Below are 22612 nucleotides of genomic sequence, written 5' to 3' on the forward strand. Positions count from 1 at the left end.
GACCCCGGCCCACTCGAGAACTACATGACGCCCAACGACTCGGTGTGTTTCCTGCACCGCAATTACGGCATGGTCGGCCTGGGAGAGATCACCCGGTTCGAGACCGACTCCCCCACTGCCGCCGACGTCTGGTGGGAGGCTCTCTGTGACGATCTCGAGCACGAGACCGAGATGCCAGGAGCCGAGGCGACCGGCCCCGTCGCCTTCGGATCCTTCGCCTTCGATCCCGACCGCTCGTCATCACGCTCGGTCATGATCCTGCCCAAAACAATCATCGGCCGTTGGCCTGGCTACTCCTGGTTGACCCAACTGTCCTGGGGATCGGTTAACGATGATCCACCTCGTCAGCAAACCGTGCCGCACTCCCCCGGCACCATGACGATGCCAGACGGCGTCGTCACCGCGGAGAGCTGGCGTCGCATCGCCCGGCAGGTCCAGGACATCATGAGCCCTGACGACCTCGAGCAAATCGTTCTCATGCGTGACGTCGAGGCCCACGCGGCCTCACCCATTGATCCTCGATGGATCGTCGAGACCCTCCGCCGTCAGTTCCCCAACTCGTACACCTACCTCGTCGAGGGATCAGTCGGCTCCACCTCGAAGCTCACCGTCGGCTTCAGCAAGTCCCTGGTGAGTTCCCGGGTGCTGACCCACTCCCCTGCCACCGACAAGAATCACGAGGCCCTTCTCTCCGCCCTGCAGAACGAGGGACCGCTGGCCGCTCACCACGCCGAGATCGTCACGCGCACCTGCGAGCGCCTGGAACAGTTCTGTGACACCCTCCACATCCCCGACTGTCCGGGAGCGGTGTTCACCGAGGCGTCCAACTACCTCGTCACCGACGTCACCGGCGTCCACTCCCCCGGTCAGGGATCCTGCCTGGCCCTCGTCGATGCCCTGTGCCCACCGGCATTCGTCACTGGCCTGCCGCCGCACCGCGCGAAGTGCGTCCTCGCCGAGGTCGAGCACGTCGATCGTGGCCGTGTCTCCGGACCGACCGGATGGGTCGACTCCTTGGGTAATGGCCAATGGGTGACCGATTGTCGGGGCGGTCAGATCGACGGCACCGACCCGTCCTTGGTCCACATCTTCTCCGGGCACCCCATCGGGCATGACGACGACACCGAGATCCTGTCATCCGAGGCCGAGCACCGCCTCAACATCCTGCGAGACATCTTCCCCATCGGGGCGGACAGCCCCACGGAATCCTGAGGGTGGTAGGGCGTCTCCATGGTTCTCAACGACGCTTGCGCTCGATGACCTTCTTCTCGACCTTGTCACCACGGGCCTCCTCGCGAGCCTCGGCCAGCTGACGCTGCGATTCCTCACGCATCTCCGCCAGATCCTGCTGGTTCATACCTCCCATGCGGAGGAATCCGAACACGACGACGGCAATGAACACCGATACCCACGGCGACCATCCGAGCACCACCGGAATGGTGATGAGGGCAACCATGTCGAAACCACGGATGAGGTTGAACATCAGCCCCGGTGGCATGGCACCGGCCTGGGTGGCAACCATCGGCGAGGAGTAGTCAGCCGGCTTGGCACTCACCCAGCGGATGGCACCCGCCAGACCGGCAGCAGCCGTCACCAAGCCGTCCATGATGGCCTGATCCCATGGCCGCGACGTCGTCGAACCGACACCGTGGAAGGCCGGGATGACCGCGATCGCCCAGATGACAGCAGCGACCGCAGGCACCACTGACGCAGCTGAGATGACCTGACTCGTCGTGAAGGGCAGGCAGCGCACCAGACCCTTGCTTCGTGTCAGCACGCGCAGGCTGGTGAAGAAGGGAACCAGGGCCGCGATGAGCACCAGAGCCGAGACCGGGACCGTCAACGCCCCGAAACCGAGGGCCGACACCGCGTAGGGCACCACGGCCGTCACGACGAGGGTGAACAACGGCTTGGGGAAACGCATGAGACGTTGCACATCGCGCCACACCAGGGAGCTGAGTCCCTCACCACGTCCACGGGTGGGTCGGACCTGACCACGCTCGATGGCCTCGCGCTCCTGAAGGATGTCGCGAATGAGGGCGAAGTCAAGGGCGAAGGCAGCACCCTGCATGCCCGATGCCAGAGAGCCGCCGGCCATGAGACGAGCCCGTCGGATCCGATTGAGACGCATCCGGGCGATGACGTAGGAGACGACCAGGAGCACCGCTCCGCCCCCGGCCACCGCCCAGGCAGATACGAGGTTGGCGTCACTGGACATCGGTACTGCGTACCAGCCCGACGCCGTCGAGATGACTCCCAACAGGACGGCCAGACCAGCCAAACCAGCTAGGGCCTCGACGACCTTGACCGGCCAGGTGCGCTCGGCTCCTTGCTCGGCGGCCGAGAAGGAGACGACACCAGCCGCTCCGAGCGCCGTCGCGAGGGTCCAGGCGATGACGGCCTTTCCGGACCCACCGGTGAGGGCTGCCACCAGGGCCCCCAGGACGGCACCGCCGATGACCGAAACGAGCACCGCCGCACGCAGGCGCTTGGCCAGGAACCGCGCCCGGCTGATCGGCGCGTCCATGAGCCAGAAGCCCTCGGCTGCCGAGGCGAGCACCGGGCCGAACACTCGGGCAGCAGCCAGAGCGAAGGCCAGGACACCGGACAGTGCAGCCCACGGCAGCAGGCCACGAGCGGTCTGACACCCCGTCGAGGTGCAGCCGGATGCCTGGCCCTGGGCCTGCACGATGAGGCTGATGATCATCGCGAGCACGACGACCAGGGAGAAGACGAGCACATAGGCATCGCCGATGGCCTGCCAGATGTTGCGTGTCGTCCGGCCCTTGCGCCAGTCGCCCATGAGGAGGGAGAGCTGACGTTCATCGGCCTGGCCTGCGAAGAACTCGTCGGGACGATGGGTGATGACCAACTCCGGATCGGGGGCGGCCACCGCCTCCGCCATCACGGCCTGCTCCGGCCGCGGATTCCTGGGACGGGGCTTGGAATGCTTGCTGTTGCGCCGACTCATCCGCGCGGGCCTCCCAGCTCGACGATGCGAGCGCCGAGGGTCTGGACGAGAGCTGGCTCGTGGCTGGCCATGATGATCGCCAGACCGTGGTTCATCTCCTCGCGCAGCCTCTTGCCGAGCCAGGCAACCCCCTCGACGTCCAGCCGGGCCTCCGGCTCGTCGAGAACGAGGAGCTTGCGCGGACGCACCAGGGCCGTAGCCAGGCCGAGACGACGTCGCTGGCCGGACGACAGGGTGCCGGGCAGCTGGCCGGACTGCGGAACGAGCTGCACCTCCTCGAGCACCTCATCGACGAGGGCGTCGGCGTCAACGAGCCCGTGAGCGCGGGCGAGCAGATCAAGGTGCTCGACCACCGACAGATCAGGGAAGAAGTCCAGGTCATCGATGACCGTGGCAACGTTGCGACGAAACTCGGGGTTCGTCTCGGACACCTTTTTGCCGAGCACCTCGATCGTTCCCGAGCTGGGACGATCCGCCCCCACCAGCATTCTCAACACCGTCGACTTGCCAGCGCCGTTGCGGCCGGTGAGTGCGACAGCCTCACCCTCACGGACGGTGAGGGACAGGTGATCAACGATGGTTCGGTCGCCATAAGACTTCGAAATGTCCTTGGCCACGAGGACGGTGGAGCGAGATGCCATGCTGGCCATTCTCCCGCACCGTCGAGGCCGACCCCAAACCGTGTGGAAGACTGGGCGCGTGTTGACGACCCGAGCCACCCTTGACAAGCACCACGCCGATGTCGCTTCAATGTTTGACGGGGTGGCACAGCGCTATGACCTCATGAACCAGATCATGACGATGGGGGCGGTCGACACCTGGCGCGACCTCGTCGTCGATGCGGTGGAACCTGAGCCGGGCCAGGTCATCCTCGACCTGGCCGCCGGAACCGGCACCTCCTCAGCCACGTTCGCCGCCCGCGGAGCACAGGTCTACCCCACCGACATCTCCACCGGAATGCTCGTCGTCGGCAAGCAGCGCCAGCCCCATCTGCACTTCGTCGCCGGGGACGCCACCTGCCTGCCCTACGCCGACAACTCCTTCGACGCCGTGACGATCTCCTACGGTCTGCGCAACGTCGAGGACCCACAAAAGGCACTGCGCGAGATGCTGCGCGTCACCAAGCCTGGCGGCCGGGTCGTCATCTGCGAGTTCTCCTACCCCACCTGGGGACCGTTCCGCCACGTCTACACCAAGTACCTGCTGGCGGCGATCCCGGCCATGGCCAAGCTGGCCTCCTCGAACCGGGATGCCTATGACTACCTGGCCGAGTCGATCCTCGCCTGGCCCGACCAGCCTCATCTGGCAGACATGATGGCCGAGGCCGGCTGGCAGGCCATTGCGTGGCGCAATGTCTGTGGCGGCGTCGTCGCCTTGCATCGTGGTTGGAAGGGCAGTGACGAGAAGGAGATGGCCTGAGGTGAAAGGTCCCTCCTCCCCGATCCTCCTCGACGCCTGGGCAGCTCGCAGCTGCCCGGTCAAGACCCAGAACGCCTATGACCCCACCCTGTCAGAACCGGTCGGCGATCCGCGTGACGACGAGCTCTTCGCAGGAGCCGAGGCCCACCTGACGGTCATCTGTGACGCCCTGGCAGCCGTCACGGACGCCGCCGATCTGCGCTCGGCCACCTTGAGCGTGGCCGGTCGCCGGGTCGCCACTCGCAGGGCCATGGACGTCGGCGCACCCGCCATCGTCTGCCCTGAGTTGCCGTCGTCCCCGCAGGAACACCGCACCGGCTCCCCCGACGCCTTGGTGCTGGCCGGCAAGCGTGCCGACGGCGGGCCTGGATACTTGCCGGTCATCGTCAAGGACCACCTGGTGCTGGAGAGCCACCACACCCTGGCGGAATTCACCTGGGTATCCCCCCTGAATGATCCGGATCCTCGCCACGCGCGGATGTCACTGGACCAGACCTTCCGCGCCGGCCGGGAACGCGCCCTCATCCAGGCCGCCCATCACTGGAGGCTCCTCGAGGACCTGGGTCTGGTCGCCACCCCTGACGAGTGCCCCAGCCATCGACGTCTCGTGGGGCTGGTCGGCCACGACGAGGTTGGGATCCTCGACGACGCCCTGGCCGTCTCCTGGCTCGATCTCGACCACAAGTTCATTCGCACCTTCTCGCGCTCGGCCGCCTCAGGATGGCGTCGCCGCAGCGTGCTGGACCGATACGACCACGAGCACACCTTCCGAGTGTCGGTGGCCGAGCACGCCATCGCCGGCGGCGAGCCGATGGTCACCCCGATCGTCGTGCGTGAGTGCGAGTCCTGTCAGTGGTGGGCCATCTGTGAGCCACGTCTCGACGATGCCGATCTCTCCCTGCGCATCTCCAAGGCTTCCCTGGACGTCCGGGAGATCTCGACCCTGCGTCGTCTGGGGGTTTCCACCGTCGACGACCTGGCCGACGCCGACCTGGACGAGCTGCTGCCGGTCTACCTGCCTGAGGTTCAACACCGTCCCCGACCCGAACAACGACTCCGGGCGGCCGCCCGTCGCGCGCGCCTCATCCGTCAGGGAGTCCTGCTGGAGCGCAACGACGAGGGACCCATCGAGGTGGCCTCGTCCCGACTGGAACTCGATTTCGACATCGAGACCTCTCCGGATGGTCGGGTCTATCTGTGGGGTTTCGAGGTCAGTGATCCTGAACGCCTGCTCGACTCGACGACCGGCGACGTGCCCTATTACGTCGCCTTCAGCGAGTTCGCTGACATGGGTGACGACGACGAGAACGCACTGGCTGCCCGCGCCATCGCCTGGCTCGACGAGATCGTCTCGGCCCACCCGGAGACGATCGTGGTCCACTACTCCGACTACGAGATCGTCCATCTGCGTCATTTCGGTCACGTCTGCCAGAACGTGGAGACTCGTCAAGCGGTGCGTCGGCTGCTGGACTCCGGCTGTTTCGTTGACCTCTTCACCACCATCAAGGCGCACTTCTTCGGGGTCAACGGGATTGGTCTGAAGGTCGTTGCCAACGCCGGCGCCGGGTTCTCCTGGCGTGACCCGGACCCGGGTGGCCTCAACTCCCAGACCTGGTGGGACCTCGCCGTCCATGACCCCGATCCGCAGGTCCGCGAGTCCTCCAGAACCCGAGTCATGGAATACAACGAGGACGACGTGAAGGCTACCCTCGCTGTTCGCCGTTGGCTTGCCGAGAGGCCCTCCGAGTAATCCTGGGACGCCTGGTCACGACGTTTCGCCGTGACGGGTGTCGCCATCGGCATGAGGTCAGGCAAAGATGATCCTGGCATGGCAAAGGTATACGGTTTTGTTGACACGTCCCTGACGATCCCTATCCGCTCATCTGGAGACCCATGCGTTCCTTGACACGAATCCTTCGATTCACCTCGCAGCTGTGGAAGTTCTACCTCGGGGTCGTCATCTCGGCTGTCATCGTCGCAATCACTCAGCTGGCCGTACCCTTCGTCATCGCCCGGGCCACCGACCTCGCCGTGGCAGGCGTGCGCGGAAACGACCACCACATCCGCGACATCATGCTTCTCGCGGTGGTCATCCTCGTCCTCGACGTCGTCAACTCCCTGCTCACCAACGTCAACGGATGGCTAGGCGACATCATGAGCGCCAAGATGCGCCAGATCCTGTCGACCCGGTACTTCAGCAAGCTGCTGGAGCTGCCGCAGTCCTGGTTCGACGAGGAGCTCACCGGATCGATCACCTCCAAGCTCACCCGATCGATCACCAATGTCACCGACTTCGCCAAGGCCTTCTCGAACAACTTCTTCACCCTGCTGCTGACGACGTTCGCCGTCCTCATCATTTCGGCCATCTACTACTGGCCGCTGGCCCTGCTGTTGGCGATCGTCTTCCCGATCTACGTCTGGTTGACGGCCTTGACGTCACGCAACTGGCAGACCCATCAGGACGTCATCAACCACCACATCGACACCGCCGGCGGACGTTTCCAGGAGGTCGTCTCCCAGATTCGCGTCGTCAAGTCCTACGTCACCGAGGCCAGCGAGCAGAAACAGTTCAACGACCACTACGACGCCACCGTCGACGCCACCCGCCAGCAGTCCAACCACTGGCACCTCATGGACACCGTGCGGAGGGTGGTCCTCAACGTCATCTTCTTCGGTATCTACGCCATCATCTTCGTCCGAACAGCCAAGGGATACTTCGGTGTCGGGGACATGATCCTGCTCATCCAGCTCATGACGATGGCTCGCCAGCCGGTGCAGATGATGAGCTACATCATCGACGTCGCCCAGCGCGCCGTGGCCGGGTCCAAGGACTACTTCTCCGTCATGGAGACCCGTCCGGCCCACGTACCGCAGACCGCCACGACGACCATCCGCGAGCCCGAGCCGGGCGTCCCGATGATCTCCTTCAACGACACCGTCTTCAGCTACGACGGCACCAATCGGGTCATCGACCATGTCACCTTCGACGTCAGTCCCGGCGAGAAGGTGGCACTTGTGGGCGAATCCGGGGGCGGGAAATCCACCCTGGTGAACCTGCTGCTCGGCCTTTACCCGGTCACCGAGGGCACCATCATGGTGGCCGGCAACGACATCTCCCAGGTGACCCCGGATGCCTTGCGACGCCGTATCGGAGTGGTCTTCCAGGATCCGGCACTGTTCTCCGGATCGATCCGGGAGAACATCGCCTACGGCACCGAGGCCACCGACGCGCAGATCCGCGACGCTGCTCACCGCGCCTACGCCGACCGCTTCATCAAGCGGTTCTCCCAGCAGTACGACACCCTCGTCGGGGAGCGTGGTATCAAGCTCTCCGGTGGCCAGAAGCAGCGCATCTCGATTGCCAGGGCCCTGCTCAAGGACGCCCCGATCCTCGTTCTCGACGAGGCCACCTCAGCCCTGGACACCAAGTCCGAGCGGTGGGTGCAGGCCGGTCTGGAATCCCTCATGGCCGACCGCACCAGCCTCATCATCGCCCACCGCCTCTCGACGATCTCCAGCGTCGACCGGATCGTCACCCTGGACGCCGGTCGCGTCGACGAGATCGGCACCCCGGCCGAGCTGGCCGCCTCCGGAGGTATCTACGCCGAGTTGTTGGCCCTACAGGCATCCAGCTCGAAGGCCGACCGCAAGAGGCTGGAGCGATTCGGCATCAAACTGTAATGAGGACCGCGCCGACGATGGCACCGACGCAGCTGCGTCACGAACGGCGAATCGTCCCGACGCGTTTTGGGCCGGGCCGCAGTGGTGTCACGGGGTCGTGGATCAGGTAGCTCTCATGTCGCAGTGGTAACGGCGATGGATGGCGGCCCCCAGCAAGGATCCACCGAACATCCCGGCGGCCAACGCACCGAAGACCCACCACGCGGCCCCAAGCAGGTCCAAGGCTCCCGACAGGATCCTGCCTGTGAGCCACACCGCGACAACCGAGGAGATCACCCCGCATATCAGGGCGGCCAGCATTGTGGTAGCCACCTCCACAAGGATGACCTGGTCCACCCAACGCCTGCCCAATCCGATGCGTTTGAGGCTGGTCACCAGATCACTGTTGGCGGCTCTCTCCTCCTTCGCCAACAGGCCCGCCATGATGGCCGACAACACGATGAAGGTGACGGTCGCGACGATGGTGATCGTTGGCAGCGGGACATCACCGAGGATTCGGGGGGCCATGACATAAAATTCCCCCAACCCGTGCGCCTGCGCCCACTCGTTGGTCAGTCGATCCTGATCGGGGGTCAGCCCTGTGAACAGAATCGCCGATCCAGCGCCTCGTGGTATTCCTGCTTTCGGACGCACGGAGATGCGCTTGACCCAGCTCAGATCATCCGTCAGCCCGACGGTGTGTGCCGGGTCGGCCCTGGAGGGATCATTGGTCAAGTACCCGCCTGATACAAGGACGTCACGTTGGGCGTCGTCAAGCTTTGTGACGACCGCAACATCGTCAACCTTGGAGAAATACCACCATGATCCGCTGATGTTGGCGTCATCGACCTGGTGGACGGTGATGTTTTTGGCGCCTTCCAGGGCATCGGAAAACTGCTTGACCTGAGCCGACTCCAGGGCGGGCACACCCTCCATCGAGACATGGAGCAAGGCCATCCCCGGGGGCATACCGGTGCTCGTCTGCGCGTTGGCCTGGGAGAACAACGCTGAAACGATGAGAAGCCCGGTAGCGGTTGCGGTGACCAGACCCGCCGCCACACCTGCGAAGACGCAATGCCACCCGCCGCGGCTGGAAAGAGCTCGATGAGCAGCAAGAGCCCGGCCTACGGGGCGATGTGTCCGGACCAGACGAGAGAGCACGAAGGGTGCCCCCAAACCACCGGCCACTGCACACATCCCAGCGACCACAGCGACCGCGGTGAAGGTTGCGTCAGCCCCCAGGAGACCCCACAGGCACACTGCGCAGCCCAGTACCAGAGCCGCCCACCCCAGCCGACGAGCCGTGTTCATGTTGATCCCTCGCCGCTTCACGGTCTTACGACGGGAGGGAACCATGTTCACCATGGCCGCAGGAAGTACCCCGATGACCAATGCCATCACCAACGGGACCGTGGGGAATCGCCAAGGCCCCAACGGAGCAGAAGCCCTGGGGGCCATGTACCACCGCGCCGCAGCGACCACCGCCTGGCCCAGGGCCACAGACATCAGCGAGACGGTTTCTGCAACGAGGAGGGCCACCGTCTTACTCATGGCCGATACCGATCGACGGCGTACCCCGATAGCCAGAAGGGGGGATGCGATGCGTCTGAGTAGGGCCGTCAGTGCCGCGCCGGACACGACTGCCCCCAGCAGGCCAAACACCAGCCATGCCAGGTTCTGATCCACGAATGCCTTCGGCGTCAGCCCGTGAGCTTCGCTGGCAGAGCGGGTCTGTGTGGTATCGCAGTCACCTGCAAGCTTCAGGGTCTCGGCGAGGAGACTGCATACGTCACCGGGCTCCTGGGAGGTGAACCCAATTTGCCCATTGCCCCTGATACCGGCACGTCCAGCGTCATCGCGGGAAATCCGCCATGACTGCCATGTGCCTGGAGCCGCAAGAACCAAGGTCGCAGCCCGATCGTAGACGGCTTCGACATGGCCGGTGACCGTGAGGTGGAGATCACCTGCCTTGGCAGACAACCGCGATCCATCATCAGCGCCAAGAGTACTGGTGGCCAGAACCTCCCCGGCCTTCGCCGGCCAGCGACCCGAGGTCAGCCGATAGCGACCTTGCGTGGCCGAACCGGCCATGGGCATCTCTTGGTAGGCGACGTCATCGTACTGTACAAGGTTGATAGTGCTGTAGAGCTGGGGAAAGGGCGCCGATGCCTGCAACGTGTTATTACGGGGTATCGGTACGGGGGTACCTGGAGGCACGTCTTCCTGCAGCGAGAAGAGACCGCTGGTGGAGCCGTAGCTCGCGATGTTCTTCTGTTCATCGGACAGTTGCCGAGCATTGGTGATGCCGCTGGAGACAGTCAGAGCTACAACGACCAGAGCCAGCGGAATGACGCGAAGCCACGTCCACCAGTTCGACACAACGAGCCGGGTGACGTGGACGACCCACATCTCATACCTCCTCGAGAACCCCGTCCTCCATGTCGAGAACCCGGTCGACATAGTCGCAGGCTCGCGGATCATGGGAGGACAGCAGGACTGCACGATCAGCACCGTCGGTGACGATGTGACGCAAGACCTTGAAGATCATGTCAGTATTGGCCCGGTCGAGCTGGCCAGTCGGTTCATCGGCGAGCACGATTCGATGACCGCCAGCAATCGCACGGGCGATCCCCACCCGCTGAGCCTGCCCACCAGACATCTCTGCGGGGCGACGATCTGCCAATTCAGCGACCCCCACCTCTTCGAGGGCACCCATGGCAATGGCCGCAGAATTCTTAATCTCACGCGCCCGCAGAACAAGCTCGATATTCTCCCGGGCCGTAAAATCGGGGACGAGTCCATGATGCTGAAAAACCATCCCCATTTCATGAAGACGAATGGCGTCTCGCTGTGATTCTGACACTTTCGTGATATCCACTCCGTTGATGCACACCGTCCCACGCGATGGGGACAAAAGCCCAGAGAGCACATTGAGCAGGGTTGTCTTTCCAGAACCACTCACTCCGCGAACGAGTATCAGCTCACCGGTGTGGAGTACAAGGTCGACACCGTTGAGTACCTCGTCACCCTTAACATAGGAAAGGTGAAGATCATTGGCTTTGAGGGGGTGAGCCACCCCCTCAAGGTCCTGCCGTTTCGATGTCAGCACCGATGACCCAATCCATAAGATGAGGCTTCATCATGATCTTTCCACCAGAACGACGAATCATTCGTTATTTTCCTGTTAACGGACATGGCTAAAACCTCTATTTTTGATCGCCCGCTGCTCTGCGGCGCGTGATATTTGATTTAACCTAACCTAAGACGACCTGTCAAGAGTGGGTCACAACGGCCGATCCAGCATCGCCCCGACCAGAAATCCCACAGCGCACAGCAACTCCGCCAACCCTGTGTTACGCAGTACAGGGACAAGGGACATCCCGGTGACTCGATCAATCATGGCCCGCACTGTTGGCACCAGAAATACAACCATCCCCAGCCCCAACAGAAACCACCAGGTCGTCAGGGCCGCGACGACGATGACGCCGACGCCGGCCAGGAACACCAAAGCGAGGTAGCAGACGCGGGTCCCCTGGTGCCCCAGTTTGGTGGCCAGGGTGTGCTTGCCACTAGTCCGGTCACCGTCGATGTCGCGCAGATTGTTGGCCACCAGTACCGCGCACGCCAGGAAACCAATGAGGCTGGCCGTCACCCACCCCGCGGCACCAACGTGATCGGTCTGGACGTACACCGTGCCGCCGACGGCCACCAATCCGAAGAAGACGAAGACGAAGACCTCCCCCAGCCCGGCATATCCGTAGGGGTGAGATCCTCCGGTGTAGAACCAGGCCGCAAGGATGCACGCCAAGCCCAGGATGAGAAACCACCAGTGTCCGGTGCTGATGGTAATGACCAGACCGGCCACCGCCGAGACACCGAAACACCCGAAGGCTGCTGCCTTGACGTGGGAGGGCTCGGCCACCCCGGAACCGACCAGCCGCAGCGGACCGACACGATCCTCACCGTCGGAGCCGCGAATGCCGTCGGAATAGTCATTGGCGAAGTTCACCCCGATGACCAGCCCCAGGGCCACCACCAGGCACAGCGTCGCCAGCCCCCAGCGCGCACCGCCGTCGGCGATGGCAATCGCGGTTCCGGCGAGCACCGGTGCGATCGCAGTGGGAAGGGTGCGCGGACGAGCCCCCTCGAGCCATTCGGCTGTTGTGGCCATAGACAAACTCCTGGGATAGACGGTGAAGACGTGAAATTCACGTCATGACGGTGCTGAACCGCAGATCTTCCCGGGACATGCACCACGGGCGACCATATCGCCGCTGCACATTCAGCCCCGCATCAGCAGAAGCTACGGAAACGGTACATAATCTCTCTTACCCCACAATCCCATCGAGTTTGGCAGGAGTCCCCGTGAGAACCATGTTCGCCAGCCTGACGGTTCCGAACTATCGGATCTACTTCTCGGGCACCCTCATGACGAACATGGGACAGTGGATGGCCCGTACCGCCCAGTCATGGCTGGTGCTCATCATCCTCACCCACGGCAACGCGGCCATGCTGGGCTGGATGATGGCGGTGAACTTCGCCCCCATCCTCCTCATCACCCCCTGGGCCGGTGCCCTGGCTGACCGGATGTCCAAGCGCCGCATCATGGTGACCGCCCAGATCGTCATGGCCATCGACGCCGCGATCCTGTCCACCCTCGTGCTCACCGGGGCGGTGCAGCTGTGGATGGTCTTCGTCATCTCGGCCATGGACGGCATCGCCGGCGCGTTCTACAGCCCTGCCACCCAGGCCTTTGTCTCCGAGCTCGTCCCGCTGAAGAACCTGCCCAACGCCGTGAGCCTCAACTCGGCCTCCTTCAACGGAGCCCGCCTGTTCGGACCTGGCCTCGGCGGTCTGCTCATCGCCACCGTGGGAGTCGGCTGGGTGATGGCCATCAACGTCCTCTGCTTCATCGGGTTCATCACAACCCTGTTGCTCATCAACGCTGACCGTCTTCACACGTCCCCACCATCGTCCGAGAAGGCACGAGTGCGCGACGGCGTCCGGTACGTCAAGCGTCGCCCCGACCTCGTCATCCTGCTGGCGATCGGGTTCATGATGGGAACCTTCGGTTTCAACTTCAACATCTCCGATGCGGTCATGGCGACTCAGGCCTTCGGCAAGGGATCTGGCGAGTACGGTCTGCTCGGTTCCCTCATGGGTATCGGCTCAATGGCCGCCGCACTGGGAGCGGCTCGACGCAAGCCGCGGCTGCGCTGGGTCGAGCTGGCCCTGCTCGTCTACAGCGTCAGCATGGGTCTGTCCGCCCTGGCCCCGAATTACGGCATCTTCGCCGTGCTCAAGATCTTCGTCGGCTGGGGAGCCATCTCGACCCTCATCACCGCCAACGCCATGGTGCAGACCTCGGTCACCCCGCAGATGCGCGGACGTGTCATGAGCCTGTGGGCCACCCTGGTGATGGGCGGCACCCCGTTCGTCTCCCCCATCGTCGGATGGATCGGCAACGCCATCGGCCCGCGCTCCACCGTCGCATGGGGAGCCATCAGCCTGGGCATCACGTTCGTCGTCATCACCGCCGTCATCATGCACAACGACAAGATCCGGGTGGTCTTCGATCCCTCCAAGCGGGCCCCCTGGCTGCGTCAGGTACGTGGCACGGTGACGATCGACTATGTCCAGCAGACGAAGTGAGCCGTTCAGTAGTGCGACCACAGGTGAACACAGTCCACCTTTCCCTAGAGCCCCCTCTGGAAATTCAGGGCCAAGATGGTTCACTGGTCCCATGAAGAAACTCATCAACGCTGTTGAGGACGTCGTCGTTGATTCCCTGCGCGGCGTGGCAGCCGCCCACCCCGATTCCCTGAAGGTCGATCTCGAACACCGCATCGTGCTACGCGCCGACGGCCCTGTCAGCGGGAAGGTTGGCCTGGTCTCCGGTGGCGGATCCGGCCACGAACCGCTGCACTCCGGCTACGTCGGTCGCGGAATGCTCGACGCCGCCTGCTGCGGCGAGGTGTTCACCTCCCCCGTTCCCGACCAGATCACCGAGGCCACCAAGGCCGTTGACGGTGGTGCCGGGGTGCTCCACATCGTCAAGAACTACACCGGTGACGTCATGAACTTCGACATGGCTGCCGAGCTGGCCTCGATGGAGGTCGGCACCCGCGTCGAGTCCGTCGTCATCGCCGACGACGTCGCCGTGCAGGACTCCCTGTACACCGCCGGTCGTCGTGGCGTGGGCCTGACGGTCCTGGCCGAGAAGATTCTCGGTGCCGCTGCCGAGGAGAAACGCGATCTCGACGCTCTGCTCGAGCTCGCCAAGCACATCAATGACGGTGGCCGCTCCTTCGGCGTCGCCCTCACCTCCTGCACCGTGCCGGCAGCCGGCAAGCCCACCTTCGACCTCGGTGACGACGAGATGGAGTCCGGCGTCGGTATCCATGGCGAGCCCGGTCGCGAGACAGTCAAGCTGGGGACGGCCACCGAGGTCGCTGCCCAGATCGTCGAGCCCATCCTGGCAGACCGTGACTTCACCGGAGCTCCCGTCATCGCCATGCTCAACGGCATGGGTGGAACCCCGCTCATCGAGCAGTACTTGGTGTGGGGAGAGATCGCCAAGATCCTGGAGGGCAAGGGTGTCAAGGTTGCCCGCACCTTGGTCGGCAACCACATCACGAGCCTGGAGATGGCAGGATGTTCCTTGACCTTGCTCTCCGCTGACGACGATCTCCTGACGCTGTGGGATGCCCCGGTGGAGACTCCTGGACTTCGATGGGGATGCTGATGCCTGAAATTTCTGCCGCGACCGTTTCCGAGTGGCTCAAGGACTACTCGGAGGTCATCTCGGAGCACGCGAATGAGCTCACTGACCTGGATCGCCAGATCGGTGACGCCGACCACGGTTCGAACATGGCCCGCGGAATGACCGCAGTTGCCGCCCTTGACCCGAATTCCTTCGCCTCTGCCGCCGAGTTGCTCAAGAAGGCGGGGATGACGCTGGTGAGCACCGTTGGTGGTGCTTCCGGCCCGCTGTACGGCACCTTCTTCCTGCGTCTGTCGACGGTCATCAAGACTGACGGCGAGCCCACTGCTCAGCTGCTTGCCGATGCCCTCGATGCCGGCCTGGCCGGCATCGTGGCTCGCGGTAAGGCTGAGGTCGGCGACAAGACCTTGGTTGATGCGCTGTCCCCCGCCGTTGATGCCGTCAAGAAGGTCGCCGCCGACGGTGGTTCTGCCGCCGAGGCCCTTGCCAAGGCGGCGGAAGCCGCCAATGAGGGCCGCGATGCGACCATCGAGATGGTGGCTCGTCGAGGCAGGGCCTCCTATCTTGGAGAACGAAGTAGGGGACACCAGGACCCAGGAGCCACCTCAATGGCCATGCTCGTGGGGTCCGCCGCACGCTGCCTGTCAGGAGCTGAATCATGAGTGAATCGAACCAGGGCGTTGGAATCGTCATCGTCTCCCACAGCCGACCGCTGGGACGTGCTGCGGCCGATCTTGCATCCCAGATGCTGCCCGGTCCGGATACTCCGCCCATCGAGGTTGCCGCCGGTCTCGACGACACCACCTTGGGCACCGACGCGGCTGCTGTGAGCGCCGCCATCGAGAAGATTGGTAGTTGCGACGGGATCCTCGTACTGGTGGATCTGGGATCGGCGATTTTGTCGGCCGAGATGGCCCTGGAATTCCTCGATCCCGAGATCGCCAGCAAGGTGAAGATCTCCACCGCCCCGCTGGTCGAGGGGGCTGTCGTCGCGGCCGTCATGGCGTCGACGGGGGCCGAGTTGGAGGTCGTCGCCGCCGAGGCGGAGAAGGCCTTGGAGCCGAAGATCTCCCAGATCTCCAACGACTGAGTCCGTTCTCAGAGCAACGGTGGTGTCCGGTTCATCCGGGCACCACCGTCTCGCATTTCTTGAGAGCTTTTCGATTCTGGAGAGCACAACGCCCTGGCGGGGGGCCAGCGCGGCCACGACGCCGTCACAGCTCCCAGTTGACGAGCCCGTCCTGGTCGAGCTCACCGTCCGGCCACACCGCCCTCACCACGCCCGCAGCCGCGAGCGCCTTTCGACATCCCGGGCATGGCTTGTCGGTGACATAGGCCGTCGCCCCGGCGGTGTCGCGGGTGGCGAAGAGCAGTGCATTGACCTCGGCATGGATGGCGATGCAGAACCCCGGGGAACCGGGAACGTCGTAGTCGGAGAAGGCGGGTACCTCCCCGTACCCCAGCCGACCGCGCGGGCAGGCTCCCTCCAGACAGTCCGGACGACCGGGAGCGGCACCGTTGTAGCCCGTGGCGATGATGCGGTGTTCGTGGACGAGAAGGGCACCAACACGACGACGGGTGCACTTGGCCCGGGCCGCGACGGCCTCAGCTATGCCCAGGAAGTACTCGTCCCAATCAGGCACCGTCACGACCTCGCCGTTGACCTCAGCCATCTCGGACTCCTCTCATTCGTCCGCCGTTCCACGTCTACCAGACGCTTCTCCGGTGAACCACCATGACCGACCCTAGTCATGACCGGCCCCATGGAATCAGACGTCCATATCCTCATAGGAGCGGGGGTCCTCGATCGGTTCCAGGTGGCCGCTGACCCGCATCTCAGGCCACTCATCGAGGATTTCGTCAATGAGGTCCTCCATGGCGTCATGACCCTGCTTGACCGTCCAGGATCCCGGCACGAGCATGTGGAACTCGAGGAAACGCCGGTAGCCGGCCTCCCGGGTACGCACCGCGTGGAACTTGACGTGGTCGTTGGAGTGGGCGTCCAGGAAGTCCCGAATTGCCTCGTTGTCCTCCTTGGGCAGGGAGACGTCAAGCAAGGCCGTACCGGACTGGCCGACGAGCTTGGCCCCGGTGACGAGGATGTTCACGCCGACTGCGAAGGCGACGATCGGGTCAAGCCGCTGCCAGCCGGTCAGCCAGACCAGACCAACTCCTACCAGGACCCCGACCGAGGTCCACACGTCGGTCAGCATGTGTTTTCCGTCGGCGATGAGGGTCATGGATCGACGCTGCCGACCATTCTTGAGCAGCACCCACGCGACCAACCCGTTGACGACCGAGGCCAGCACCGAGACCAGCAGACCGATACCGACGTCCTCGATGGGCCGGGGATGGATGAACCGCTGCACGGCGGTGTACATGATGACCGCAGCCGCGATGAAGATCATCATCCCCTCGGCACCGGCGGAGAAGTACTCAGCCTTAGAGTGCCCGAAGGGATGGTTCTTGTCCGGCGGACGGATCGACACCTTGAGGGCGACCAGGGCGATGATCGCAGCAACGAGGTTGACGAGGGATTCCGCAGCGTCCGAGAGGAGCCCGACCGACCCGGTGATACGCCAGGCGAGGGTCTTCAGCAGGATCGTCACAGCGGCCGCAGCGATCGACAGCCATGCGAAGCGGCTGAGATCGTCTGGCGGCCGATGCCGCGGCGGTGCCTCGGAGATGTCGGGAATTGTCGTCACTCAGACATTCTCCCAGCCCATCCTGTGTTCTTCCTGTGTTCTTCGCAAGGAACGGGCATTGGCGAGACACCGCATCAATGAATCGTTCGAGGTGCATCATGGATGGACATAACGAGGACGATCGAAGGGGTTCGCAATGTCCATCAAGCCACACAAGTTGGGGATCATTGGCGTCGGCCGCGTCGGGGAAGCGGTGCTCTTCGACGCCATGGCAAGTGGGCTGTTCGGTCGCATCGTCCTCATCGACATCAAAGAGGGACTGCCTGAAGGCCAAGCTCTCGACCAGCACCACGCCACCGCAGTCCCCAACATGCCCAACACAACGGTGATTGCCGGCGACCACGACGACCTGACGGACGCCGACGTCATCGTCATCGCAGCTGGACCGTCCATCGATCCGTCCAAGGGTCCTGCCACCGGCGCCGATCGCCGCGAGCTGGCCGCCACGAATGGCCGGATCATCCGCGAGATCATGACCGAGATCACCAAGCGCAACCACGACGTCGCGGTCATCATCTGCTCCAACCCGCTGGACGCCAACGTTCACATCGCCAGCACCGAGTTCGACCACCCGCAGGGGCTCGTCATGGGCACCGGCACCCTCCTGGACTCGGCGCGGATGTGCCGTCTCATCGCAGACCACGTCGGTGTGAACCCGGAATTCGTGCGCGGTTACATGATCGGCGAGCACGGACCTTCGGGATTCCCGCTCGTCAGCGGGGTCAATGTCGGTGGCGTGAGCTTCGACGACCTGCCGCAGGTCTTCGGCGTCACTCCGCTGGATCCCGACGACATCGCCACCCGCACCAACAATGCCGGAACCGACGTATTCAACCTCAAGGGCTGGACGAATGCCGGAGTCGGGCAGGCCGCGATGACGATCGCGCAAGCCATCGTACGTGACGAGCGGTCCCTTTACCCGGTCTGCACCACCCTGCACGGCCAGTACGGCCACGACGGCGACGTCTCCATGAGCACCCCGTGCATCATCGGAGCCCACGGCGTCGAGCAGATCATCGAGGTGCCCCTCAGCGAATGGGAGCAGGAACATCTGGCGACGACTGTCAAGGCCATTCAGGACACCGTGGCCATTGCGTCCTGACGCCGGTGGAGCACCACACAGGGACCACTGTGGTCACCGCAACGAGCCAGGCCGTCACGAGATTGAAACCTCCCGGGTGAATGATGGGAGCCTTGGTGCGTATTGCACTTCGCGACGACTTCAGGAGGTATCCATGCCCATCAAGCCACACAAGCTCGGGATCATCGGGGTCGGCCGGGTCGGTGACGCCGTGCTCTCCGACGCCATGATGAGCGGCCTCTTCGGTGAGATCTGCGTCATCGACGTCAACGAGGACATGGCTGCCGGGCAGGCTCTCGACCAGCACCACGCCACCGCGCTCCCGAATGTCACCAATGTTGACGTCCATGCCGGCGGCTACGACGACCTGGCCGACGCGGACGTCATCATCATCACCGCCGGCCCTTCCATCACTGCCGGAAAGGGCGGTGCCACCAGCGCCGCGCGCCGCGAGCTGGCCGCCACCAACGGCAAGATCATCCGCGCCACCATGGCGGAGATCACCCGCCGCAACCACGACGCGGCCATCATCATCTGCTCCAACCCGCTGGACGCCGTGGTCCACATCGCCAGCACCGAGTTCGACCATCCCCGGGGCCTCGTGCTGGGTACCGGGACGGTCCTCGACTCGGCCCGCATGTGTCGGGTCGTCGCCGACCACCTCGGGGTCGATCCTGACTACGTGCGCGGTTACATGATCGGCGAGCACGGACCTTCGGGCTTCCCGATGTTCTCCGGGGTCAACGTCGGTGGTGTCGGTTTCGACGGCCTGGCGGAGCTCTTCGACTCCGACCCAATGGACCGTGACGAGCTCACCGAACGCATCAACGACGCCGGAACCGACGTATTCAACCTCAAGGGTTGGACGAGCGCCGGCATCGGTCAGTCGGCACTGACAATCGCCCGGTCCATCCTCCTCGACGAGCACGCCGTCTACCCGGTCTGCACCACCCTGCACGGCCAGTACGGCCACGACGGCGACGTCTCCATGAGCGTGCCCTGCGTCATCGGTGTCAAGGGTGTCGAGAGAATCCTCGAGGTGCCGCTGGACGACTGGGAACAGGAGCATCTGAACGCCACGATCACAGCCATTCAGGAGACCATCGCAGCCGCCTCCTAAGGGTGACCGTTCGTGCCGTGAATATTGGCTGCGGCCCATAGGATCGAACCATGGAATTCCCCTCATGGCTCGGCATTCCCACTCTCGCCTTCGGGCTCGGAAGCCGGTCCCCCCAGCAGGGGCTCGTCCTTGCTGGGGGCGGGTCCAAGGCCTCCTTCCAGATGGGGGCACTGCGACATCTCTATGACGTCGTCGGCATCGCCCCAACCGCAATGGTGGCGACCTCGGCCGGATCGATCGTGGCCTGCACCCTGGCTCAATGGACGGATCCTGCCAAGCAGGCGGCTGCACTGCGTCATTTGGAAGCGATGTGGCTGGAGATGACCGACCAGTCCGACATGTTCACCCCGCGGGCGTGGTTCGCGAAGCTGTTGGAGAAGGGCCCGGAATGGATGACCCTGCTCAATCGTGAGGCCGCCAAGGCCAAGGGCCCGCGCCCATGGATGAGCCTGCCCTTCCACCGAGGTGGGGAGCAGACGAGGGTCCCCGACCCGGCAGAGCCGGTCGCGGGCCGCGACGACGACCGGCTCACCGGCCAGGCGTGGACTCTGGAGATCGCCACCCGTGACGACCCCATCCCTGCCGACTCCTGGACGCCGGGGGTCATCCTGCAGTTGTTGTCCACCCTGTCGCGGCTGAGCCTGGACGGCGGCGACATTTCCACCATCGTCCGGGGCGCCGAGACCTCCGCGTCGACCTACCGCGCCGGCCCCATCCTCGCCAAGCTTCTCGATCGGGACTTCTTCAAATCAGAGTTGCTGGCCACCTCAGGGATGTCGGTCCGCATTGCCACCGTCGCCCTGGAGTCCGGGGAACTGCGCTACATGACCGAGTCCGGAGAGCTCGTCGACCGGGACAACAACCCCATCGGTTCCTCGACCTTCGACGTCTCCCGTGGCGTGCTCGCATCGTGCTCGATTCCTGGGGTGTTCCGTCCGGTCGACCTCGACGGAGAACACTACGTCGACGGCGGTCTGCGGGAGAACGTGCCCGCTGAGATGGCCATCGGTCACCTTGGCGTCACGAACCCATATGTCATCACTTGTTCGCCACAGGGAGCGAGCAGGGAGTCTGATTACGGCTCGCGCAACATGCTTGACCTGGTGACCAGATCGGTGTCGATTCTCACCGACGAGACCGAACGCGACGAGGTCGCTTATGCCCTCAACGCCGGTGCCGTCGTCATCGGCCCGGAATTCTCCGTTCACGACTCCATGACGGTTGATCCTGGTTTGCTACGCATCAACCGGGATTACGGCTGGATGTGCTCGGCCGAGAAGCACGTCAAGGCCAGTTCTGATGACCACGAGCTCATCAAGGATGCGGTTCGCACTCGCGTACGTGGTTGGGAGTTGGAGCAGGCCTGGCTCAAGGAGGAGTCGACCCGCGACGAGATGAACGAGTTGCAGCGCGTCAAGGATCATCTGCGCGACGTCGCGGCTCGAATGTCCATCGACCTGGCCCCCGAGAAGATCGAGACATGGGGATACGTCCTCGAGGGCCACGGGCACCCGGCAGCTCCGGAGGACGTCGTCATCCCCTGGCAGGTGTGAGGACGTTCGGCACGGACGACGCGGCAGCGAACCTGCGGTTCACCGCCGTCGCAGTGTCAGATGACCAGCTCAGATGAGCTCGTTAAGGTCCGCCACCGAGTCGAGGATGATGTTCGGGCGGTAGGGGTAGTGGTCAACGTCCTCACGCTTGGTGATGCCCGAGAGCACCAAGACCGTCAGCAGACCAGCCTCCATACCGGCAACCATGTCGGTATCCATACGGTCACCGATCATGGCGGTGGTCTCGGAGTGAGCCTCGATACGGTTCAGGGCAGAGCGGAACATCATCGGGTTCGGCTTTCCGACGATGTACGGCTTGTGCTTCGAGGCAGCCTCGATCATCGACGCGACCGCGCCGGTGGCGGGCAGTGGGCCTTCCTTGGTCGGTCCAGTGGCATCCGGGTTGGTGCAGATGAACCGTGCACCGTCGACGATGAACCGGACGGCCTTGGTGATCGCCTCGAAGGAGTAGGTACGGGTCTCTCCGAGGACGACATAGTCAGGGTCGGTGTCGGTGAGAATGAACCCGGCCTCATGCAAAGCCGTCGTCAACCCTGCCTCACCAATGACGTAGAGGCGGGCACCGGGATGCTGGTCAGCCAGGAAATGCGCGGTCGCGAGCGCAGAGGTCCAGATGTTGTCCTCCGGCACCGTCAGACCCGAAGCTTGCATCCGGGCAGCCAGGTCCCGCGGAGTGAAGATGGAATTGTTGGTCAGGACCAGGAATCGCTTCGAGGTGTCGACCCATCGATTGATGAGATCGCTGGCGCCAGGCACCTCATGGTTCTCGTGGACGAGCACGCCGTCCATGTCGGTCAGCCAGCACTCGATGTCTGCAGGATCTCTCATGAGGCCAAGACTATCGGTGGAGGGCTTGCGCAGGAAGGATGCGGGGCAAAGAGAACCTCTGTGCAGACAGGCGCCATGGGCGCGACACGATGCCCACCACATGGCAACCATCAGATTCGCTGTGAGCCAGTGCCCCCACTGGGACTCGAACCCAGGACCCGCGGATTAAAAGTCCGCTGCTCTAACCAACTGAGCTACGGGGGCTCCCCTAGTGTAGCGACACGCCCATGTCGGTGCGAGGTGGCCGAGGAGCCTGCCGCTGTCCAAGGTCTGTCCAACATGCCTTCCACGAGGCCTGACGATGCCTACTCACAAGCGTCAACCACTACTTCAGAGTTGGCAGAGAATCCTTAGACTCGCCATCCTGCCGACGCCACCCTCCGGCATCCTTGTCAGTACCAACGGCATCATCCCTAGTCAATGCGGATTATGAGACCTTTGACACCTTTTTCAAATCCCAAATAACACCTTTGAGATTCTCAGCTCTTTCTCGGCGTGTCGCGTTGACGTCGACAGAAAATACCTCCAAC

General features: G+C 63.8%; 19 protein-coding genes and 1 tRNA gene. 11 read left to right on the forward strand and 9 right to left on the reverse strand.

Features of this window, described 5'->3' with window-relative positions:
- The first annotated feature begins 24 nt into the window (after positions 1–24).
- Positions 25–1212 carry an isochorismate synthase gene (locus tag ACP8ML_RS10305; protein ID WP_065673555.1) on the forward strand — a complete coding sequence of 396 codons (1188 nt, stop codon included), beginning with the start codon at positions 25–27 and terminating at the stop codon, positions 1210–1212.
- 25 nt (positions 1213–1237) lie between these two features.
- Here ACP8ML_RS10305 and ACP8ML_RS10310 read toward each other — a convergent pair whose 3' ends face one another.
- Together ACP8ML_RS10310 and ccmA are read right to left on the reverse strand one after the other, a co-directional pair.
- Positions 1238–2971 carry a DUF6297 family protein gene (locus ACP8ML_RS10310; RefSeq protein ID WP_065673488.1) on the reverse strand — a complete coding sequence of 578 codons (1734 nt, stop codon included), beginning with the start codon at positions 2969–2971 and terminating at the stop codon, positions 1238–1240.
- Positions 2968–3621: a heme ABC exporter ATP-binding protein CcmA gene (gene ccmA / locus ACP8ML_RS10315; protein WP_171023514.1), complete on the reverse strand. Its 654-nt coding sequence runs from the start codon at positions 3619–3621 to the stop codon at positions 2968–2970. Before ccmA ends, ACP8ML_RS10310 begins: the two co-directional genes overlap by 4 nt.
- On the opposite strand from ccmA, the gene ACP8ML_RS10320 reads away from it, so the two are divergent.
- The 3 genes from ACP8ML_RS10320 (at position 3611) to ACP8ML_RS10330 (ending at position 8071) form a co-directional block, all read left to right on the forward strand.
- A complete protein-coding gene (locus ACP8ML_RS10320) occupies positions 3611–4390 on the forward strand; it encodes a demethylmenaquinone methyltransferase (protein WP_065673489.1) in 780 nt (259 codons plus the stop codon). The two genes, ccmA and ACP8ML_RS10320, sit on opposite strands and share 11 nt — an antisense overlap.
- A 1-nt stretch (position 4391) precedes the next feature.
- Positions 4392–6140 carry a TM0106 family RecB-like putative nuclease gene (locus ACP8ML_RS10325; RefSeq protein WP_065673490.1) on the forward strand — a complete coding sequence of 583 codons (1749 nt, stop codon included), beginning with the start codon at positions 4392–4394 and terminating at the stop codon, positions 6138–6140.
- 143 nt (positions 6141–6283) lie between these two features.
- On the forward strand, positions 6284–8071 hold the full coding sequence (locus ACP8ML_RS10330; RefSeq protein WP_081302660.1) for an ABC transporter ATP-binding protein: 1788 nt from the start codon (positions 6284–6286) through the stop codon (positions 8069–8071).
- Between the two features lie 102 nt (positions 8072–8173).
- Here the strand turns inward: ACP8ML_RS10330 and ACP8ML_RS10335 are convergent, their stop codons facing one another.
- The 3 genes from ACP8ML_RS10335 to ACP8ML_RS10345 all read right to left on the reverse strand — a co-directional run bounded on the left by ACP8ML_RS10335 (position 8174) and on the right by ACP8ML_RS10345 (position 12221).
- Entirely contained in the window at positions 8174–10459 is a 2286-nt protein-coding gene (locus ACP8ML_RS10335) for an ABC transporter permease family protein (RefSeq protein ID WP_486702926.1), read from the reverse strand.
- A 1-nt stretch (position 10460) separates the two neighbouring features.
- Positions 10461–11159, reverse strand: coding sequence for an ABC transporter ATP-binding protein (locus tag ACP8ML_RS10340; RefSeq protein WP_016666158.1), 699 nt, complete (start codon positions 11157–11159; stop codon positions 10461–10463).
- Between the two features lie 174 nt (positions 11160–11333).
- Entirely contained in the window at positions 11334–12221 is an 888-nt protein-coding gene (locus tag ACP8ML_RS10345; protein ID WP_065673492.1) for a 1,4-dihydroxy-2-naphthoate polyprenyltransferase, read from the reverse strand.
- Between the two features lie 203 nt (positions 12222–12424).
- Between ACP8ML_RS10345 and ACP8ML_RS10350 the strand changes: the two genes are divergently transcribed.
- The 4 genes from ACP8ML_RS10350 (at position 12425) to dhaM (ending at position 15864) form a co-directional block, all read left to right on the forward strand.
- On the forward strand, positions 12425–13702 hold the full coding sequence (locus tag ACP8ML_RS10350; protein ID WP_117189449.1) for an MFS transporter: 1278 nt from the start codon (positions 12425–12427) through the stop codon (positions 13700–13702).
- A 91-nt stretch (positions 13703–13793) separates the two neighbouring features.
- Positions 13794–14795 carry a dihydroxyacetone kinase subunit DhaK gene (gene dhaK / locus ACP8ML_RS10355; protein WP_016666161.1) on the forward strand — a complete coding sequence of 334 codons (1002 nt, stop codon included), beginning with the start codon at positions 13794–13796 and terminating at the stop codon, positions 14793–14795.
- Positions 14783–15436, forward strand: coding sequence for a dihydroxyacetone kinase subunit DhaL (gene dhaL, locus ACP8ML_RS10360; protein WP_004809144.1), 654 nt, complete (start codon positions 14783–14785; stop codon positions 15434–15436). Before dhaK ends, dhaL begins: the two co-directional genes overlap by 13 nt.
- Positions 15433–15864, forward strand: a complete 432-nt coding sequence (dhaM, locus tag ACP8ML_RS10365) for a dihydroxyacetone kinase phosphoryl donor subunit DhaM (protein WP_004809145.1) — start codon at positions 15433–15435, stop codon at positions 15862–15864. Before dhaL ends, dhaM begins: the two co-directional genes overlap by 4 nt.
- Positions 15865–15988: 124 nt before the next feature.
- Here the strand turns inward: dhaM and ACP8ML_RS10370 are convergent, their stop codons facing one another.
- Together ACP8ML_RS10370 and ACP8ML_RS10375 are read right to left on the reverse strand one after the other, a co-directional pair.
- Positions 15989–16447: a deoxycytidylate deaminase gene (locus ACP8ML_RS10370; RefSeq protein ID WP_004809146.1), complete on the reverse strand. Its 459-nt coding sequence runs from the start codon at positions 16445–16447 to the stop codon at positions 15989–15991.
- Positions 16448–16543: 96 nt separating this feature from the next.
- Positions 16544–17479, reverse strand: a complete 936-nt coding sequence (locus ACP8ML_RS10375) for a cation diffusion facilitator family transporter (RefSeq protein ID WP_021107903.1) — start codon at positions 17477–17479, stop codon at positions 16544–16546.
- A 136-nt stretch (positions 17480–17615) separates the two neighbouring features.
- Between ACP8ML_RS10375 and ACP8ML_RS10380 the strand changes: the two genes are divergently transcribed.
- The 3 genes from ACP8ML_RS10380 (at position 17616) to ACP8ML_RS10390 (ending at position 21233) form a co-directional block, all read left to right on the forward strand.
- On the forward strand, positions 17616–18581 hold the full coding sequence (locus tag ACP8ML_RS10380) for a lactate/malate family dehydrogenase (RefSeq protein ID WP_016666163.1): 966 nt from the start codon (positions 17616–17618) through the stop codon (positions 18579–18581).
- Between the two features lie 133 nt (positions 18582–18714).
- On the forward strand, positions 18715–19680 hold the full coding sequence (locus ACP8ML_RS10385) for an L-lactate dehydrogenase (RefSeq protein ID WP_065673495.1): 966 nt from the start codon (positions 18715–18717) through the stop codon (positions 19678–19680).
- 50 nt (positions 19681–19730) lie between these two features.
- On the forward strand, positions 19731–21233 hold the full coding sequence (locus ACP8ML_RS10390) for a patatin-like phospholipase family protein (protein ID WP_117189401.1): 1503 nt from the start codon (positions 19731–19733) through the stop codon (positions 21231–21233).
- A 69-nt stretch (positions 21234–21302) separates the two neighbouring features.
- Here the strand turns inward: ACP8ML_RS10390 and ACP8ML_RS10395 are convergent, their stop codons facing one another.
- Together ACP8ML_RS10395 and ACP8ML_RS10400 are read right to left on the reverse strand one after the other, a co-directional pair.
- On the reverse strand, positions 21303–22082 hold the full coding sequence (locus ACP8ML_RS10395) for an HAD-IIA family hydrolase (RefSeq protein ID WP_065673497.1): 780 nt from the start codon (positions 22080–22082) through the stop codon (positions 21303–21305).
- 130 nt (positions 22083–22212) lie between these two features.
- Positions 22213–22286, reverse strand: a tRNA-Lys gene (locus ACP8ML_RS10400).
- Between the last annotated feature and the right edge of the window lie 326 nt (positions 22287–22612).

It is taken from the genome of Cutibacterium sp. LaCa_255, from assembly GCF_057458005.1.